Origin of the sequence: Pseudomonas sp. M47T1 (genome assembly GCF_000263855.1) — a bacterium.
Classification (GTDB): domain Bacteria; phylum Pseudomonadota; class Gammaproteobacteria; order Pseudomonadales; family Pseudomonadaceae; genus Aquipseudomonas.
Map to the genome: position 1 here is coordinate 88,986 of NZ_AJWX01000003.1, position 17,564 is coordinate 106,549.

13 protein-coding genes and 1 pseudogene are annotated in these 17,564 nt (G+C 59.0%); 6 read left to right on the plus strand and 8 right to left on the minus strand.

Annotated elements, in window-relative coordinates; translation table 11 throughout:
* Positions 1–50 precede the first annotated feature (50 nt).
* From leuA to PMM47T1_RS04345, 4 genes are all read right to left on the minus strand, one after another.
* Positions 51–1,721 (minus strand): 2-isopropylmalate synthase, encoded by a 1,671-nt coding sequence (gene leuA / locus PMM47T1_RS04330; RefSeq protein WP_008366149.1) that lies wholly within the window; start codon positions 1,719–1,721, stop codon positions 51–53.
* A gap of 420 nt (positions 1,722–2,141) precedes the next feature.
* On the minus strand, positions 2,142–2,966 hold the full coding sequence (locus tag PMM47T1_RS04335; protein WP_008366150.1) for a M23 family metallopeptidase: 825 nt from the start codon (positions 2,964–2,966) through the stop codon (positions 2,142–2,144).
* A gap of 4 nt (positions 2,967–2,970) precedes the next feature.
* Positions 2,971–4,350, minus strand: coding sequence for an exodeoxyribonuclease VII large subunit (gene xseA, locus PMM47T1_RS04340; RefSeq protein WP_008366151.1), 1,380 nt, complete (start codon positions 4,348–4,350; stop codon positions 2,971–2,973).
* A gap of 94 nt (positions 4,351–4,444) precedes the next feature.
* A complete protein-coding gene (locus tag PMM47T1_RS04345; protein WP_008366152.1) occupies positions 4,445–5,329 on the minus strand; it encodes a LysR substrate-binding domain-containing protein in 885 nt (294 codons plus the stop codon).
* Between the two features lie 98 nt (positions 5,330–5,427).
* Here PMM47T1_RS04345 and PMM47T1_RS04350 point away from each other — a divergent pair, with 98 nt between their 5' ends.
* The 6 genes and pseudogenes from PMM47T1_RS04350 to PMM47T1_RS04375 all read left to right on the plus strand — a co-directional run bounded on the left by PMM47T1_RS04350 (position 5,428) and on the right by PMM47T1_RS04375 (position 12,036).
* Positions 5,428–6,186 (plus strand): sulfite exporter TauE/SafE family protein, encoded by a 759-nt coding sequence (locus tag PMM47T1_RS04350; protein WP_008366153.1) that lies wholly within the window; start codon positions 5,428–5,430, stop codon positions 6,184–6,186.
* Between the two features lie 58 nt (positions 6,187–6,244).
* Positions 6,245–6,793, plus strand: a complete 549-nt coding sequence (locus tag PMM47T1_RS04355; protein WP_008366154.1) for a hypothetical protein — start codon at positions 6,245–6,247, stop codon at positions 6,791–6,793.
* Positions 6,794–6,888: 95 nt separating this feature from the next.
* Entirely contained in the window at positions 6,889–8,358 is a 1,470-nt protein-coding gene (gene guaB / locus PMM47T1_RS04360; protein ID WP_008366155.1) for an IMP dehydrogenase, read from the plus strand.
* 105 nt (positions 8,359–8,463) lie between these two features.
* On the plus strand, positions 8,464–10,041 hold the full coding sequence (guaA, locus tag PMM47T1_RS04365; protein ID WP_008366156.1) for a glutamine-hydrolyzing GMP synthase: 1,578 nt from the start codon (positions 8,464–8,466) through the stop codon (positions 10,039–10,041).
* A 308-nt stretch (positions 10,042–10,349) separates the two neighbouring features.
* Positions 10,350–11,117: pseudogene (locus tag PMM47T1_RS04370) on the plus strand (tyrosine-type recombinase/integrase); the annotation flags it as partial.
* Positions 11,118–11,835: 718 nt separating this feature from the next.
* Entirely contained in the window at positions 11,836–12,036 is a 201-nt protein-coding gene (locus tag PMM47T1_RS04375) for a hypothetical protein (RefSeq protein ID WP_008366158.1), read from the plus strand.
* Positions 12,037–12,344: 308 nt separating this feature from the next.
* Here the strand turns inward: PMM47T1_RS04375 and PMM47T1_RS04380 are convergent, their stop codons facing one another.
* The 4 genes from PMM47T1_RS04380 to PMM47T1_RS04390 form a co-directional block, all read right to left on the minus strand.
* Entirely contained in the window at positions 12,345–12,713 is a 369-nt protein-coding gene (locus PMM47T1_RS04380) for a hypothetical protein (protein ID WP_008366159.1), read from the minus strand.
* 10 nt (positions 12,714–12,723) lie between these two features.
* Positions 12,724–13,572, minus strand: coding sequence for an RNase A-like domain-containing protein (locus PMM47T1_RS28855; RefSeq protein ID WP_081492614.1), 849 nt, complete (start codon positions 13,570–13,572; stop codon positions 12,724–12,726).
* 11 nt (positions 13,573–13,583) lie between these two features.
* On the minus strand, positions 13,584–14,078 hold the full coding sequence (locus tag PMM47T1_RS04385; protein ID WP_008366160.1) for an Hcp family type VI secretion system effector: 495 nt from the start codon (positions 14,076–14,078) through the stop codon (positions 13,584–13,586).
* Between the two features lie 601 nt (positions 14,079–14,679).
* On the minus strand, positions 14,680–17,559 hold the full coding sequence (locus tag PMM47T1_RS04390) for a membrane-targeted effector domain-containing toxin (protein WP_008366161.1): 2,880 nt from the start codon (positions 17,557–17,559) through the stop codon (positions 14,680–14,682).
* Positions 17,560–17,564: the final 5 nt, after the last annotated feature.

Sequence of the window (17,564 nt, forward strand, 5' to 3'; positions counted from 1 at the left end):
TGCATAAAAAACCGGCCACGTGGGCCGGTTTTTTTGTGGGTTGCGAAGGCTTACGCCGCCTTGGCTTCCTGCTGGCTCAGCGAGCGGTTCAGGGCGCTGAACAGGGCTTTGAAGCTGGCGGTGGTGATGTTCTCGTCCACACCCACGCCGTGTACGGCACGGCCGCCAGCTACGCGCAGTTCAATGTAGGCGGCTGCCTTGGCATGGGTGCCCGCGCCAATGGCGTGTTCGTTGTAGTCCATGATTTCCACCGGTACCGGCATGGCCGAGGCCAGGGCTTCCAAGGCGCCGTTGCCCTTGCCGCGCCAGTGCACGGTTTCGCCGTCGCTGTGCACTTCCACATCGACCTTGCTGTTGCCGTTCTCTTCCTGCAGGCGGTGGCTGACCAGCGCGTACGGAGTGTTGGCTTGCAGGTATTCCTTGTGCAGCAGCGCGTAAATCTGCTGGGCGGTCATTTCCAGGCCCAGGCGGTCGGTTTCACCCTGTACCACCTGGCTGAACTCGATCTGCATGCGGCGCGGCAGGCTGATGCCGTATTCCTGTTCCAGCAGGTAGGTGATGCCACCCTTGCCCGACTGGCTGTTGACGCGGATGACCGCTTCGTAGCTACGGCCGATGTCGGCCGGGTCGATCGGCAGGTAAGGCACTTCCCACAGGGTGTCGTCTTTCTGCTGGGTGAAGCCCTTGCGGATAGCGTCCTGGTGCGAGCCGGAGAACGCGGTGTGAACCAGGTCGCCCACATACGGGTGGCGTGGGTGAACCGGGATCTGGTTGCACTCTTCGACGACTTTGCGCACGCCGTCGATGTCGGAGAAGTCCAGCTCGGGGTTCACGCCCTGGGTGTACAGGTTCAGGGCCAGGGTCACCAGGTCTACGTTGCCGGTGCGCTCGCCGTTGCCGAACAGGCAGCCTTCCACGCGATCGGCGCCGGCCATCAGGCCCAGCTCGGTGGCGGCAACGCCAGTGCCACGGTCGTTGTGGGTGTGCAGGCTGATGATCACGCTGTCACGGCGCGATACGTTGCGGCCGAACCACTCGATCTGGTCGGCATAGATGTTCGGGGTGCTGACTTCCACCGTGGCCGGCAGGTTGAGGATGATCTTGTGCTCAGGCGTCGGGTTCCATACCTCGATCACCGCGTCGCAGACTTCCTTGGCGAACTCAAGTTCGGTGGCGCTGAAGGTTTCCGGCGAGTACTGGAAGGTCCACTGGGTTTCCGGCTGCTGGGCGGCGTATTTGACGAACAGCTTGGCAGCGTTGACCGCGATGTCTTTCACGCCTTGCTTGTCCTGGTTGAAGACAATCTTGCGGAAGGATGGCGAGGTGGCGTTGTACAGGTGCACGATGGCCTTCTTGGCGCCTTTCAGCGATTCGAAAGTACGCGCGATCAGGTCTTCACGGGCCTGGGTCAGCACCTGGATGGTGGTGTCTTCCGGGATGTGATTGTCTTCGATCAGGGTGCGAACGAAGTCGAAGTCGGTTTGCGAAGCCGACGGGAACGAGGCCTCGATCTCTTTCACGCCCACGCTGACCAGGGTCTTCCAGAAACGCAGCTTCTTCACCGCATCCATGGGCTCGATCAGCGACTGGTTGCCGTCCCGCAGGTCGGAGCTGCACCAGATAGGCGCAGTGGTGATGGTCTGGTTCGGCCAGGTGCGGTCAGGCAGGTTCACCTGGGCGAAGGCGCGGTATTTGGACGACGGGTCTTTGAGCATGGTCATGATGGGCAATCCTTGATGTGCGGCCTTGAAAAGGGCCTGCCGGCTAAAACAGAAAGAGAAGGGCGAGGCGACGCGATTCAGCTTGGCAGTCGTGCACTGACCAGGCTTAGGCAGCGGTGTTGACGAAGGAGGATGAGGGTGTGAAGAGTTTTCATGCCTCAACCCTAACCATTGCGGCAGGGGATGGCAAGCATCTGTAAAACTTTGAGATAAGTTCTTTGTCTTGATTGTTTTTTGAGGTTTTATTTCTCATGTTGGTAGTTTTTCAAGTTTTTATTGTTTGGTGCTGTGCTGTAGCGCAATTCGCTGGTGCCGTCTTTGTGGGGGCGGGTTCTACCCGCGAAAAGGACACCACAGAGAATCTGAAACACCGCGTAGCTCTCTTCGCGGGTACCACCCGCTCCCGCCTATACTGCGCCGTCAGGGTTGGAATGCGCCGATGAAGATGGCGGGGTCCACGCGGGCATCGTTGAGGCTGACGTTCCAGTGCATGTGCGGCCCCGTCGCTCGGCCCGTCATTCCTACGCGTCCTACAACCGCGCCGCGCGCAAGGTCCTGGCCTACTTTCACGTCGATCTTCGACAGGTGGCAGAACATGCTGATAAAGCCCTGGCCATGGTCGACGAACACGGTGTTGCCGTTGAAGAAGTAGTTGCCGATCAGGATGACCTTGCCGGCTGCCGGGGTCTTGATGGGCGTACCCGCCGGCACGGCGAAGTCCAGGCCAGCGTGCGGGTTGCGCTCTTCGCCATTGAAGAACCGGCGCACGCCGAAGCGGCTCGACAGCGGGCCGTTGACCGGTTTGTCCAGCAGCAGGTTGCTGGGCGTGCCCGGGCTGAAGCTTCGGTAGGCCTTCAACTGTTCGGCCAGTTCCACTTCAAAGCGTTTCAGGTCTGCGGGGTCAGGATTGACCTGGCGGTTGTTCTTCAGGGTGATGTGCTGTTGCGGGTAATGCTTGCTGCCCACCACAAAACCCAGGCTGCGTTTGTCGGCCGTGGTGATCTGCGCCGCGCCCGGCTTCTGCGTCAGGGGCAGGCCGACGATGGCGCGCCAGGTGTCCTGTTCGCGCACCACCAGCACCGGCTTGCCGTCGAAGAACACCTTGGGCGGCTGGGCGCCGGTGCCCAGGTCGATCACGGCCACGCCGCCGGGTACCGGTTTGTTCAGCAGGCGGGTGATGTAGCTGTCGGCCTGGGCGTTGAAGGCCAGGCACAACACAAGCAGGGCGGGCAGCAGGCGCGGCATGGGGTCAGTCCAGTAGCGAGAGGGTGACCGGAGTCAGGTGGTTGTCTTCCACCCGCACTTGCAGCTCGCCTTCGCCCAGTTTGGCGGTCAGGCGCTGGCCGGTGCGGGTCTGCTCGGCGCTGCGGATGGCCTGGCCACGTTCGTCCAGCAGGATGCTGTAGCCGCGGCTCAGGGTCGCCAGGGGGCTGACGATGTGCAGGGTCTGCATCTGGTTGGTCAACTGCACCCGGCGCGCTTTCAGCCCTTCGCGCATGGCGCGGGGCAGGCGTTCGGCCAGGCCCTCGACCCGCTGGCGCAGCATGGCCAGGGTGCGCCCCGGGTGCTGGCCGGCCAGGCGCGTTTCCAGCTGTGCCAGGCGGTGCTTGCGCAGGTTCAGGCGCTGCTCGAAGGCGCGGCGCAGGCGCATGTCCAGGTCGTCCAGGCGCTGGGCCTGCTGGCGCAAGCGCTCGCCGGGGTGGCGCAGGCGTTTGGTCAGGCCTTCCAGGCGCAGGCGGTCGTGGGCCAGGCGGTTCTGCATGCGCATCAGCAGGCGCCGTTGCAGGGTTTCCAGGCGCCGTTGCAGTTCGCTGGCGTCGGGCGCCAGCAGTTCGGCGGCAGCGGACGGCGTGGGCGCGCGCACGTCGGCGACGAAATCGCTGATCGATACGTCGGTTTCATGGCCCACGGCGCTGACGATCGGCGTTACGCAGGCGGCCACGGCGCGGGCCACGGCCTCCTCGTTGAAGCACCACAGGTCTTCCAGCGAGCCGCCGCCACGGGCCAGGATGATGGCGTCGAAACCACCGGCGTCGGCCAGCTTGATGCCGCGCACGATCTGGTTGATGGCCTCGCGACCCTGCACGGCGGTGGGGATCAGGGTCAGTTCAACCTGCGGCGCGCGGCGGCGGAACACGCTGATGATGTCGCGGATCACCGCGCCCGTGGGTGAGCTGACAATGCCGATGCGCTGCGGGTGGGCGGGCAGGGCTACTTTGCGTTCGGTGCTGAACAGGCCTTCGGCGCTGAGCTTTTCCTTCAGCGCGTCGAACGCCAGGCGCAGGGCCCCGTCACCGGCCGGTTCCACGGTGTCGAGGATCAACTGGTAGTCGCCGCGGCCTTCGAACAGTGAGACCTTGCCGCGTACTTTTACCGCCAAGCCATCGCGTAGCGCCTGGCGCACGCGCTGGGCGTTCTGCCGAAACAGCGCGCACCGCACTTGGGCGCCGCTGTCCTTGAGGGTGAAGTACACGTGGCCGGACGCCGGGCGGGCGAGGTTGGAGATTTCGCCTTCCACCCAGATATTGCTGAAGACGTCTTCGAGCAGCACGCGGGCGCGGCCGTTGAGCTGGCTGACGGTGAGGACTTCGCGGTCCAGGCCGAGTACGGCAAAGGGGTCTTTGTTCATGGGGCGCATCATAAGGGGAATACGCCCATGCGGCCACCCATCCTCAGCCAATCACTGCTGCACCGTGTAACCGCTGCCGCCCAGGCTGCGATGGTTATGCGAGGCGGGGAAATGCGTTGCAGAACTCGCTGATAAGGGGGGAGTCATCCTTGCGGTACGCCAATGCCACGGTGCTTTGGCAGTTCTCCTCCAGCTCAATCAGCCGGACGCCCTCCGGGGCCAGCGCCGCCATGCTCACCGGCAACAACGCCACGCCGAACCCTGCCTGAATCAACTGCAACTGCGTGGTTTTGCGCGACACCACCTGGGCCGCTTTCGGGAAGAAACCCGCCGTCATGCAAAGCTCGGCAGACAGATAGCTCAAGCCGCCGCGCTGGCGATGGGGAATGGAGATGAACGGTTCGTCGCGCAATTGCGTAAGGCTGACCCGTTCGCGCCCGGCCAGCCGGTGTTCGGCTGCCACTGCCAGTTTCAATGCTTCGGTTAACAATGGCCGCAGCACAATGCCGTCGCGTTGGCGCAGCACCGGCAGGCGTAACAGGCCGACGTCCAGGCGCTGTTCATGAATGTCCTGCAACTGGGCTTCGGACGATTGCTGGGCAATGTCCAGGCTGACCCCGGGATGCTCGCCCAGGTAAGCCTTGATGGTGGCCAGCAGCGAACCGCTCAGCGGCACGGTGCTGGAGTGGCTCAAGCGCATGAGTCCACGCTGGCCCCGGCCAATCTCGCGGGCTGCGGTGCTGGCTTTGTCCAGTTCGGCCAGCATGGCCCTGGCGCGCGGTAGGAACGCGGTACCGGCAGCCGTCAAGCGTGGCTGGCGCGCCGTGCGCTCGAACAACAGGGTGCCCAGTGCGCCCTCCAATTCCTTTACCTGGCGGCTCAGCGCCGATTGGGCAATGAACAGGCGCTCGGACGCGGCGCTGAAACTGCCGCTGTCGGCGATTTCCACGAAATAATGCAATTGTCGGGTGGAGATCATGGTATGCCGTTTCGAGATGGCTGGTGGGCTAATTGCATATTAGTCGGCATGGGCGCGGCGTGGCTATAGTGGCTGCACTTGCCCTGGAGGATGCGCTGATGGACCTGCTCAATGCCTTGCACTTCACTGCCCTGGGCTGGACCTGCATGGTGCTGTGCGTCGCCGCCGCCTACGTGGTGTTCGGCATCGCCGGTTTCGGCACGGCGCTGGTCGCAGGGCCTGCGCTGATCTGTTTCATGCCCTTGGCGCGCATCATCCCCTTGCTGGTGGTGCTCGACTTCATCGCCGCGTTTGGCAACCTGCTGCCCTCGCGCAAGGCGGTGTCGGGGCCTGAACTCAAGCGGCTGCTGCCGTGCATGGCGGTGGGCTGCACCCTGGGGGTGATGTTCCTGCTCAACGTGCATTCGCAATTGTTGCTGTTGCTGATGGGGCTGTTCATCAGCGCCTATGCGCTCTACAGCTTGCTGGTGAAAATCAGGCCCGGTAGCTTGCGGGCCTTGTGGGCGTTGCCTATGGGGGTGACCGGCGGATTGTTTGGCGCGCTGTTTGGCAGCGGCGGCTTTCTATATGCCATCTACCTGAATGCGCGGCTGGACAAGGAGCCGGCCCGCGCCACCCAGAGCGCGTTGATCAGTTGCAGCACCGTGGTGCGCCTGAGCCTGTTCATCATTGCCGGCGTCTATGCCGACGGCCACCTGCTGTTACTGGCGGCGACACTGTTGCCGGCCATGGCCGTGGGCCTGTTGGCGGGCCGGCGCCTGACCCTGAACATGTCCCGCGAGCAGTTCGTGCGCTTGGTGAACTGGCTGGTACTGGCCAGCGGTGTCGCGCTGATTGGTCGCTACCTGGGTGCTTGACCTGTGCGCTCACGCGATTATGCTGCGCGCATTTACACGCCCACGCAGGTCCCTTGCCATGAGTTCGCAAAGCATCATTGTCCCGTTGATCTCCAGTTTCCCCGGGCGCGAAGGCAAGGCCCGGCGCGTGCTGCGCTGGCTTTGGCAGAAGAACATCATCGAGGAAGAACTGACCACCTGCGGTCGTACCGGCAATGGCATGGGCTACGCCATTGGCCCTGGCGCGCGTGCGGTGGTGGAGCACCCCGAGCGTCTTCCCTATGGCCAGCCGATAAACGGTCTGGAGTTGGTGACCAAGCGCTGCATCTTCACCCCCACCCAGGGTTTCAAGGAAGAAGCCGGCTGCCCCGAGTGCCGCCAGGAAATCGGCGAGGCGCTGTTCGACAGCCTGGAAGACTGGATGCCAGGCCACACCGACAACTTCATGTGCCCGGAATGCCGGCATGAAGACGATATAAACGGCTTCCTGTTTCTGCAGCCGTGCGCGTTCTCCAACCTGGGTTTCATCTTCAACGGTTGGGCCGACGCGCAGTTCAAGCGCGAATTCCTGTTCGAGTTTGGCGAGCGTCTGGAACGCAAGGTGCGCCTGGTGCGAGTCGACCTGTAGGGTGCGATGCAATTGCCCAGATGTTTACATTGAGCATCGGGGCATGTATGGGTATAATGGCGCGCTTCCAATTTTCCCGCTCGGGAGCCCCCGCGATGCTGCGTATCAGCCAAGAAGCACTGACCTTCGACGACATTCTCCTCGTACCCGGTTATTCCGAAGTACTGCCCAACGAAGTCAGCCTCAAGACTCGTTTGACCCGTGGCATCGAGCTGAATATTCCCCTGGTTTCCGCCGCCATGGATACCGTGACCGAAGCCCGTCTGGCCATTGCCATGGCCCAGGAAGGCGGCATCGGCATCATCCACAAGAACATGACCATCGAGCAGCAGGCTGCCGAAGTGCGCAAGGTCAAGAAGTTCGAGGCCGGCGTAGTCAAGGACCCGATCACCATCGAGGCCGGCGCTACCGTTCGCGACCTGTTCGAGCTGACCCGCCTGCACAACATCTCCGGCGTGCCGGTGCTGCATGATGGCGACCTGGTCGGTATCGTCACTTCCCGTGACGTGCGTTTCGAAACACGCCTGGAAGCCACCGTTCGCGAAGTGATGACGCCCAAAGAGCGCCTGGTCACCGTGCGCGAAGGCGCCGACAAGAACGAAGTGCGCGAACTGCTGCACAAGCATCGCCTGGAAAAAGTCCTGATCGTGGACGACAAGTTCCAGCTCAAGGGCATGATGACCGTCAAGGACATCGAGAAGGCCAAGGCCTACCCACTGGCCAGCAAGGACGACCAGGCCCGCCTGCGCGTCGGTGCTGCGGTCGGTACCGGCAAGGACACCGGCGAGCGCGTTGCCGCCCTGGTAGCCGCCGGTGTCGACGTTGTCGTGGTGGACACTGCCCACGGCCACTCCAAGGGCGTGATCGATCGCGTTCGCTGGGTCAAGGACAACTACCCGCACGTCCAGGTCATTGGTGGCAACATCGCCACTGGCGCTGCGGCCAAGGCCCTGGTTGAAGCGGGCGCCGACGCCGTCAAGGTCGGTATCGGCCCTGGCTCCATCTGCACCACCCGTATCGTCGCCGGTGTGGGCGTGCCGCAAATCAGCGCCATCGCCAACGTTGCCGCAGCCCTCGAAGGCTCGGGCGTGCCATTGATCGCCGACGGTGGCATCCGCTTCTCCGGTGACCTGTCCAAGGCCATCGTCGCCGGTGCTTCCTGCGTGATGATGGGTTCGATGTTCGCCGGTACCGAAGAGGCACCGGGCGAGATCGAACTGTTCCAGGGCCGTTCGTACAAGGCTTACCGCGGCATGGGGTCGCTGGGCGCCATGTCCCAGGCCCAGGGCTCGTCCGACCGTTACTTCCAGGATTCGGCCGCTGGCGCCGAGAAGCTGGTACCCGAAGGCATCGAAGGCCGCGTGCCGTACAAGGGCAGCCTGACCGCCATCATCCACCAACTGATGGGTGGCCTGCGTTCCTCCATGGGTTACACCGGCAGCGCCAACATCGAAGAAATGCGCACCAAGCCTGAATTCGTGCGTATCACCGGTGCCGGCATGGCCGAATCTCACGTCCACGACGTGCAGATCACCAAGGAAGCGCCGAACTATCGCGTAGGTTGACCCCAGGCGCCCGTGGCCGCTGGCCCGGGCGCTTGCTGAATTTAAAGGCGGGGCTGTTCATTGCAGCCCCGTGTTGTTTCCGATTACCACTGACGAGAACTAGTCATGGCCCTCGACATTCACGCCCACCGAATCCTGATTCTGGACTTCGGTTCCCAGTACACCCAGCTGATCGCCCGTCGCGTTCGCGAAATTGGCGTGTACTGCGAGCTGCACCCCTTCGACATGGACGACGAAGCGATCCGCGAATTCGCCCCGCGCGGCATCATCCTGGCCGGCGGCCCGGAATCCGTGCACGAAGCCAACAGCCCGCGTGCACCGCAAGCGGTGTGGGACCTGGGCGTGCCAGTGTTCGGCATCTGCTACGGCATGCAGACCATGGCCGAGCAACTGGGCGGCAAGGTTGAAGGTTCCCAACTGCGTGAATTCGGCTATGCCCGCGTTGACGTGGTTGGCAAGAGCCGCATCCTCGACGGCATCGAAGACCACGTCGACGCCGACGGCGTGTTCGGCCTGGACGTGTGGATGAGCCACGGTGACAAGGTCACCAAGATCCCTGAAGGCTTCCACGTATTGGCCAGCACCCCGAGCTGCCCGATCGCCGGCATGGTCGACGACGCCCGTGGCTACTACGGCGTGCAGTTCCACCCGGAAGTGACCCACACCAAGCAGGGTGGCCGCATCCTGTCGCGCTTCATCCTCGACATCTGCGGCTGCGAAGCTTTGTGGACGCCGTCGAAGATCGCTGAAGACGCCATCGCCACCATTCGCGCCCAGGTGGGTACCGACAACGTGCTGCTGGGCCTGTCCGGCGGCGTCGACTCGTCCGTGGTTGCGGCCCTGCTGCACAAGGCTATCGGCGACCAACTGACTTGCGTGTTCGTCGACAACGGCCTGCTGCGCCTGCACGAAGGCGAGCAAGTGATGGCCATGTTCGCCGAGAACATGGGCGTCAAGGTGATCCGCGCCAACGCCGAAGACCAGTTCCTGAACAACCTGGCCGGCGAATCCGACCCGGAGAAGAAGCGCAAGATCATCGGCCGTACCTTCATCGACGTGTTCGATGCCGAGTCCTGCAAGCTGGACAACATCAAGTACCTGGCCCAGGGCACCATCTACCCTGACGTGATCGAGTCGGCTGGCGCCAAAAGCGGCAAAGCCCACGTGATCAAGTCCCACCACAACGTGGGTGGCCTGCCTGAGGAAATGAACCTCAAGCTGGTCGAGCCGCTGCGTGAGCTGTTCAAGGACGAAGTACGTCGTCTTGGCCTGGAACTGGGCCTGCCGTACGACATGGTCTACCGCCACCCGTTCCCAGGCCCAGGCCTGGGCGTGCGCATCCTGGGTGAAGTGAAGAAGGAATACGCCGACCTGCTGCGTCGTGCCGACCACATCTTCATCGAAGAACTGCGCAAGGCCGACTGGTACCACAAGGTCAGCCAGGCGTTCGTGGTGTTCCAGCCGGTGAAATCGGTAGGCGTCGTAGGTGATGGCCGTCGCTACGCCTGGGTCGTTGCCCTGCGTGCGGTGGAGACTGTCGACTTCATGACAGCGCGTTGGGCTCACCTGCCTTACGAACTGCTGGAAACCGTCAGCGGCCGCATCATCAACGAGATCGAAGGCATTTCGCGCGTCACTTATGACGTGTCGAGCAAGCCGCCTGCGACTATCGAGTGGGAATGATGGGACGTCCGGCATTGTCCGGCACCAACTAGCAAGAAATGCCCTGGAGCCCGCGTAACTGCGGGCTTTTGGCTTTTTGGGTCTGGCAAATTCTGGCAGCTTTGTGCATCGCCAAGCACCGTGTTTGTATGGCATGGTACAGGGCATTGACTGAGCCAAATGCCATGTTCGGTGCTCGATATCATGTCGCCCTAGTAGGGAAGGGCATGGTATCAAATCTCATCATCAGCCCGGTTTCATTGGGTTTTATCCTGGTGCATGAGTGTTTTTCTGAGCATGGTATTTTTTCCATGGGATCCGTAACTGCCATGCTGACCGATACCAAGCTGCGTAACCTCAAACCGCAAGAAAAACTCTACAAGGTGAACGACCGCGACGGGCTGTACGTGGCCGTCACTGCTGCCGGTTCCATCTCATTTCGTTACAACTACTCAATCAATGGCCGTCAGGAGACCATCACGTTCGGTCGTTATGGCGTGGGTGGCATCACACTTGCGGAAGCCAGAGAGCGCCTGGGCGAGGCTAAAAAGATGGTTTCGGCGGGTAAGTCACCTGCCAAAGAGAAAGCCCGTGCCAAGGCACGCACCAAAGGGGCAGAGACATTTGATGCGTGGGCTGAGAAATGGCTGCGTGGGTATCAGATGGCTGACTCGACGCGTGACATGCGCCGGTCGGTTTACGAGCGCGAGCTAAAGCCGCACTTCGGTAATCAGAAACTGGTGGAAATCAATCATGAGGATCTGCGAACGCTAACTGATGCAATTGTGGAGCGTGGAGCTCCAGCCACGGCTGTGCACTCCCGCGAGATTGTGATGCAGGTGTTCCGATGGGCGATAGAGCGTGGCCAGAAGGTCGAGAACCCGGCGGATCTGGTACGTCCTGCAAGCATCGCTAAATTCGAGCCACGTGACCGCGCTTTAGGACCTGACGAAATCGCGTTGATGTATCAATACCTGGACCGCATCGGCACCGCCTCATCCGTGAGAGTCGCCGCTAAGCTGTTGTTGCTGACCATGGTTCGTAAAAGTGAATTGACCAACGCTACCTGGAACGAAATCAATTTCAGCGAATCCCTATGCAGTAACTATTCACTGATGCCCCTGCGCCCGTGACGATGGACGAGCACTGATCCATCGTTTGCATACTCGTGGATTGGGCATGGGTTATTGGGGAAAAGAATAGCAATGAAAAACCTATCATCGTCCCTCGTATGCGATCCCCCATCATGGTCGATTATCTACTGTTGATGTCACTACCGCGCCTTGTCCGGTAACGATTGGAGAAGCCGATCCTCTGGTGGACATTCCAGACATGAGAGGGGGTTCCGAGTGAGTTGGTTTCGCTGGCCCCTTCACACTGGTTGAGACACGCGCGTCGGGCGCGATCACAATGGGTGAGGACTCGCTGTAGGTGGAGAGAGGTGGCGTAGACTGCTTAGTCGGTTCAAGTGTGACACTGATGTGGTTTGATTCTGCCTCAACATGCATGCCACGATTTTGTAAGCCCGCTATGGCTACCACGCCACGATGACGGTAAAGACGAGGACTGCAGCCCAGGAAATTCGCTTTTTATACCTTCCCCACGCTGGCGTTTTCTGGGAGTTTCTATTCAATTCCATACCCTGATCAATGGAGGAGCAACAGGCTCAAAATCACGAACCGTCCAGCATGCGCATAGCCATTACAAAATCATAACTATTTTGGTTGTTGAAGAGATTACATTAGCGTTCCACTCCTGCCCATTCGAAGCACCCCTCTTCGGCCATTCCCTGCTGACCCGAAAGGATGATGACAGATGAAAGATCGTTCCCACGACGAGGCCACGGCCGAGCAGTTTCAGCTCGATCCGGACTATGCGGCCGAGCTACTGGCTGAGGTACGGCTTAGTAATGACCCAGCCGAGCTGGCCATCCTACTGAGGCAGTTGGCTAAGAATTCCCGTCAGGTCGGGGTTAAAAGCCTCACCAACGCAAAGGGTAATCCATCATCTAAATAATTTAGAATGGTATATTTCATGGTATTGGTCAGGGGCATGGCATTTTCGCCGTTATTCTATTGGGTTGATACGGTTGATTGATAATAGAGTGGAGTAGGGATTATTGTCATCTATTTGATTTTTTGTGAAAAATAAAACTAGATAGTGATGCTTACTAGGTCATCAATGTCGTTTTTCATGGTGCGCATGGTTGGTATCAGCAGAGAAGTGCCTCGATACCATGTTCGGAATTAGTAATGCCGGCATGGTATGGAGTGTTAATTTTGCAGATGTGGTCAGGAGCTGAATTGCCGGTATGGAACACTTTCTCAACCCTCCCTTGTAAATTTTGATAAAAAGTTTTGTACGCGGACTTCGTATTCTTTATCAAGCAAACTTACAACATTCGTTAAAAATACATGCAGATCTCCATCAAAATAATCTTCAACGAAAGATGTTTCTTGCCCGAACGGGGGGTCTACATATTCCAAACCTTCCGAGGTCATGTGATTTTTGATATATCTTTTGATTTGTCTCTTTAGGAAGAAGACATTAAGCAGGTTGCGTTCATCAATGTAGCTCTTAACTATTTGGTCCAGGCTCAAAGGCGTAAACTGCGCCTTCTCATCATCTGGTAGGAACTCCCCGACACCCTCACCCACATCATAAATGAAGTCAATTATTAACCCGTATGCCATAACTCTAGTCTCATATTGATGGAAAGGCAGTTACTATGAAGTATGGCATATGGTTGTACTCAACAAATTTAATCACTACTGTTACTTTTGACATGTTTATTGTAGTGTTGGGCGCTTCTCTTTTTATACCCCAGCCAATTGGTTTTTCCAAAGTTGTCGAAAGCTCAATTCGCTTTTCTTTAAGGATAAGCCTGGCTTTAGATTGCATTAATATTTTAAGTCTGTTTCTTTGTAGGACTTGGCTTACCGCCCATTCTGCCGTTTCTAGATCATAAAATGTAGATGAGACTTGAACTTTTTTTGATGCAAATCGTGTTTTCAAATTTTCTATATTTTTATCGACGTGCTTTAAAATTGTATGCCCGCCGCCCAGTTTTTTAGGCGCTTGAAGTGGTTTTTCACTGGTAATAACGGATATGCGTCCTGCTCTTACTGATGAAGCTCGAAAAGCGTTATAAAGCGAAGCAGTGGTAAGAGGAACCGCAAATTCGGTGGCCAAGCCAATTACCTGACCAGTTGTTCTTGAAGCCCCCAATACCTCTGCAACAGTTGCCCCGGCTTTGAATGCATATGAATCGGTTTGCCTGCCCGTAACGATTTGCGTGGTAGCTGCCGAAAGCTGGTCAGATGCATGAACGCCCATGGCCACGCACCCGACTTTTGAAATCATCGTTGGCTCAGGTAATGCACATAATACGCCAGAACCAGCAAGCTCAATGATTCCGCCGACCAGCCGAAGGCTTCCAAATATACGATTTGACCTTATCTCCGCAGGCGTAAGCGACTCTTGCGTTAAGATAGCAGCTAGTTGTGCGAAGCTGAGGGCAACGCGAAAATCTCCATCCTCAAAGTCAGACATGACGCGTTTCCTTACGCAAAAGGCTTTTTAGCGGTCCGGTCCCAACCGCCCGAGACGATACCGGCACTGCCGCCATCTGAACGTCTTTGCTGCGTGTATTCGAATTTAATGCGCCCGTAATTCAGCGTTACAACTTCGACAGGGAAGCCGGATTGTTCTGCACCCTGTCCGCTGACCAATGCGATCAGCACCTCTTCAAGCACGATGTCCAAATACTTGAATTTTTCAGTTCCCGCACGATGGACTCGAATCGTCACGGTTTTGATATGCGAGCCTCTGCAGCAAAGCTCAAATAGCTTAGGGGTGGCGCGATCAATGTACTTGCTGATCTGAAAATCCCCGAGGGAAACACCTCCAGCGGAAGCGCCACCACTGGAACTGGCTGTCTGATTGATGGACTGCATGGCGTCGTAGTGATAGGAAAGCAGCTCAATCCAACCTTTGTGATCATCGTCCAGCGACTCACCCTCAACCTCATCAACCTTCATAAATGCATCAAATGACATGCTTAGCTCCCTGCTTTTCAAAAATTCAGGTCAGAACACTAACTGAATTTCAGCTCGAATTGCCAGCCCGACATGTGCTTGGGCTATCGGACGTTGAAGGGTGATCATGAGCCTTGCCAATCGACCGGCGTTTGTGATTTGCAGACATGCGAGCATCATTCATACACTGAATGGTATATTTCCTGGTGTCTGAATTGATTTATTTATAAGTAGTTAATCTAATTGTGATTTAATATTCTATCGATAATAGAGTGGGAATGATGCTTCGCCGTCACGGTCGATTGGCTGAATAAAAAGACCGCCTGGCACTTCGGTTCCAGGCGGTTTTTTATGGGCACCACCCATTGCCAATATCAGGCCGCCCTCCGGCGTGCCTCCACTCGGCGCTGGCGCTTAACGGGGCCACGATCAAACGCTGACAGCAACAGCCGCTGGACAGTTTCTTCTATCGGGACAAAGGGTGGGTCATCGAACAGCCTCATCTCGGGGTGCCGGGCCTGCCGGAGGTCGCGCGTAAATCGCTGGTTTCGAGATTCTGAGCGGTCGCGGCCGCAACCTTACCAAAGACCGCATCGAGGCTTTGAACAAGCGCTTCGGGTGCTCACCCGACGTTCTTCATGCCCATCAGGCTCAGCGCGGTAATCAACTCACGGGTATTGTCGAAGCGCCGGTTGTGTACGGTGGTCCATTTCGGGCGCTCGATGTAGATGAAATTGCCGTCCTTCCTGATCGGCGTGTACACCAGCTCACCATTCCCTGCGCGGTGCACCAGCACTTTCTTGGTACTGACATGGTCAAGGGTGAACATGCCGGGGCGCGGTAGCTCCTGTTCCAGGTCGTTGGCCTTGTAAAGCGTGGACAGCGCGTAGTGCAGGTCGCTTTTGACAAAACCGTCGGGCTGACCCGGTGCGCCGGGCAGGTGCGCGCCCGGGTCCACCTCAAGGCCGTGTTGGCTAGGCATGCGCACGTCATCGATACGCAGGCCTATCGCGCCCTCCAGCTCGGCCATGCCTGCTACCCCGTTGTATGTATTGGCGTGCGTGTTGCCTACCAGTGCTACCCACCTGGCCTTGCCACGGATGTTGAGGTCGGACGCAATCACTGTGTGGGCGAAGTAGTTCATCATTTTTTGTCGCAGGTTATGGTTGGCGTCATGCAGGCCTGCTTGTCGGTAGCTGACCATGCAGTCCAGCGCTTGCACGCGGATGTGGTTGTTGTGGGCGGTCTTCACCAGTTCCATGAAGGTGTAGCGCCCTTGGAAGTCGGTGTGGAACCCCTTGTCCAGGCTGTCCAGATACAGCTCCAGCTCAGCGGGCATCTTGCCGGTGCGGGCGAACGCGTCCAGGTGAACCTGATGAAAATCGGTGAGCAAGTGTTCCAGGAACAGCGTGCGCACCTTTTGCCTGGCCAGCAGCTCCATGTTGTCGATGAGGAATTTCTTGCTGGCGACGCTGGAGTGGGCTTCACCGATCACCATGCCATCGGTCTGGGCGTAGATACCTGTGATTATCGCCGGTTGTCGAGCGTGCGGCGCAAGTTGCGGGAGCTGCGGGCGTGCGGGTAGGGCGGGGTTGGCAATGAAATCCTCTGCATCGGCGCGAAGGCGCTCACGCAGTGCGCGAAACTCCATGTATTTGTCGCTGGTTTGCCCCGGTTTGAAAATGTTGTCACGTTCGCCACTGAGCAGCTTGTCTTCGTGGCCCATGGCCGCATCCTGCAAGCCCTCCCTGAGCGCCGGCGGCAGGTCGTAGCGGAACGTGGGAGTCAGGGCGGTGCTGGGGCCTGCCACCGGGTTACCCCAGGGCTTACTACCGAAGAATTTGCCACCGCCCTTGAGGCCAATGCTGCCAACCGGCTCCCACAGTTCATCGGCATTGAGGCGCACCGGCACGCTGCCATAGAAGGAATACGGGTTGGCCGGGTCGACAATGGCCCAGTGGTTTTGATCCTTGACCCAACCGACCTGATAGGCGATTCCCTCCAAGTCGATGTGCGGCTGGCCTGCTTCATTCAGATGGACTCCGCGCATCTTGCCCACCTTGCCGGCGGCGAAACCGTCCAACACTTCATTGGTTTCCAGTCGTGCCAGCCACTGGGCGGTTTCCCTCGGTGCCAAGGGAGCGGGCAAGTGTGGCTGAATGTCGTCCACCGTGAAGCGTGTCTGGGCCACGTGAAACTCGCTACCCAGGCCTTCGTCCAGGCTTGGCCAAAAAAATGTGGCGTTGAACAGCACGTCGACCGCGCTACCGATCGCGGCAATCACCGCTTCCTTGCGCTTGGCGGTGGTGTGGCCGTTGATGGCTTCGTCGATGTGCAAGCCCAGTTCTGCGATGCCGGCGCCGATCACGGCCAAGGCTATGGGCCAATCCAGCGCCGCCATGCCGCCAAAGGTCTGGCCGAAGGCGCGCAGGTAGCCCACCCACATCTGCTTGCGCAGTTCGTCATTGGTGTGCCCCAGCAAGGCCAGGTCCGCGTGCATGCGCCGTTCGGCAGAATCGGCCAGGAAGGCGAAGGGGTCTTGCTGCAGGGGCTGCTGGTGGGGGTCTATCAGCGTCGAGGTGTCGCGCCCCCAGTTGTGGAACAGTTGGTCGAACTTGTCATGCAGGGCATTGTTGTCGTTGTCGATCACGGGCCAATGGCTCATGAAACGAGCACGATTTGCGGCCATGTTGGTTTCCTGCATTACCCACCAGTACAGGTCCTCCCGGGTTTCAAAGGCGTGGAAGGTATTGACCGCACCGGGCATGTACAGGTATTGCCAGCCATCCAGGTCGACGATGCGCAGGATGTCGGTGGCCACGCAGCCGCCCACTGCGAAGGGGTACACCTTCAGGTGTGGGGAGGGACGGATTTGATTGCGCAAGGACCTCAGGCTAATGGGCCAGGGCACGTCGCCGGCCACCGCCTTGAGCAGTATCTTGAACTGGCGGTCGGAAATGCGCCTGGCTTCGCGGTCCTCCAGGGCTTTTGAAATGAAATTGGCCTTGGCCATGATGCGGAAATCATCACGGTGGGTGGTCCAGAACCGGACCATCTCATCGGAAAACTCAGAGGCAAAGTTCAGCCCCCAGAAGTCATTGAGCACGTCCTGAGGCTCAAGCCGCACTTCGTTTTTTTCGTTGTACACCCGCTCATTGGGGCCCCGGGTATAGAACCCGCCCATTTGGTGCAGCAGGTCGGCATTGTCTTGGTCGGTAGCCTTGAAGCGGGCCATCACCAGTTGCGGAAACGTCATGGACTCGATGGGCTTGCCCCAGTGCTCCCAGCCGGTGAAGGAACGTGGCGTGCTATTGGCCGAATCCCAGCGATGCCACCAGATGTGGTCGGGCTCGCCGTAGGCGCCGGTGTGGCGTTTGAGGATCAGGTTGGCGGTGTCCCTGGCCTTCTGGCGCATATCGGGCAGGTTGTTGGCCAGGCGTGCAGCGATGTCAATCAGGTGCTGGCGGTCGGCGGCGGTGGGTTGTGGTGTGTCTTGGGTCATGGCTG